We start from the raw sequence: 1,456 nt of genomic DNA on the forward strand, positions 1-1,456 counted from the left end.
CCCGTTACATTTATTCCGTCCCCGAGGGCCGGGGATTTGGTCGCTGGACCTGGTATGACTTTCTTGCCCTGTCACTGATGATCCGGGGGGTGTTGTCGCCAGGTTCGGAGACACGCGTTGACTGCTGATAGGGACACGGCCAGCTCCTTCCGTGGGGCAAGGTCTCTTTGTAACGTGGGTGCCAGCATCGGGTGTCGTGACTGCGGCCAGGAATGGTGCAAAGGAGCGCCGGATGGACGAAGGGTACGAGGTTTACTGCGGGCTTGACGTCGGCAAGTCTGAGCATCACGCCGCGGCGTTGAACGCCGTCGGCGAGAGGGTCTTCGACAAGCCGTTGCCGCAGGACGAGGCTCGGCTGCGCGAGCTTTTCATCGGCCTGCAGCAGCACGGCAGGGTGCTGGTGATCGTGGACCAGCCCAACACGATCGGCGCGCTGCCGATAGCGGTGGCGCGCGACTGCGGCTGCACCGTTGCCTACCTGCCGGGCCTGGCGATGCGCAAAGCCGCTGACTTGTACCCGGGAAAGTCCAAGACGGATGCGCGGGACGCGTTCATCATCGCCGAGACGGCGCGTGCGATGCCGCACACGCTGCGGGCCGTCGACCGGGACAGTGAGGTGCTCGCGGCGCTGAAAGTGCTCTCCGGATTCGACGCCGATCTGACCCACGAATGCACCCGGGCAATCAACCGCCTGCGGTCCCTGCTGCTGCAGATTATCCCCGCCTTGGAGCGTGTCTTCCCAGGAACCGTGCTGACTCGCGCCCTGGTCCTTGAGCTGTTCATCAAGTACTCCGGACCCACCGGGCTGCGGGCCGCTGGCCGGGGCCATGTGCTGCGTTGGGCTCGGAACCACAGCCGGAAGGACCCTGTGAACCTCATCGACGCGATCTTCACGGCGCTGGGCGAGCAGACCGTCACGGTCATCGGCACCGAAGCCGTCGAACTGGTCATCCCCCGTGTCGCGGCGCAAATTAAGGAGCTCAAACACCAGCGGGTCATCGTGGCCGAGGAAGTCGAAAAGCTCTTGGATGACTTCCCTCTTTCCCAGGTCTTGATGTCCATGCCGGGAGTCGGCATCAAGACCGCAGCGACGATACTCCTGACCATCGGCGACGCCGGCACCTTCACCTCCGCAGGACACCTCGCCGCCTACGCAGGCATCGCCCCTGTCACACGGCGCTCCGGCACTTCGATCCGCGGTGAATTCCCTGCCCGCTCCGGCAACAAACAGCTCAAGAACGCCCTGTTCAGATCCGCATGGATCGCCAGCTGCCACCACCCGGCCTCGAAGGCCTACTACCAAAAGAAACGGGACCAGGGAAAGAAGCACAACGCCGCCGTCATCTGCCTGGCCCGGCGCCGCTGCGACGTTATCTACTCCATGCTCAGAAACGGCACTCTCTACGAGGAGAAACCCACCCAAGCCGCTTGACGAAAAGCATAGGGACACCCCCCC

General features: G+C 63.8%; 1 protein-coding gene. It reads left to right on the top strand.

The genetic code is table 11. From position 1 onward, the window contains the following. Positions 1–232: 232 nt before the first annotated feature. A complete protein-coding gene (locus ARGLB_RS03675) occupies positions 233–1,432 on the top strand; it encodes an IS110 family RNA-guided transposase (RefSeq protein WP_003799070.1) in 1,200 nt (399 codons plus the stop codon). Positions 1,433–1,456: the final 24 nt, after the last annotated feature.

The organism is Arthrobacter globiformis NBRC 12137, from assembly GCF_000238915.1.
Classification (GTDB): Bacteria; Actinomycetota; Actinomycetes; order Actinomycetales; family Micrococcaceae; genus Arthrobacter; species Arthrobacter globiformis.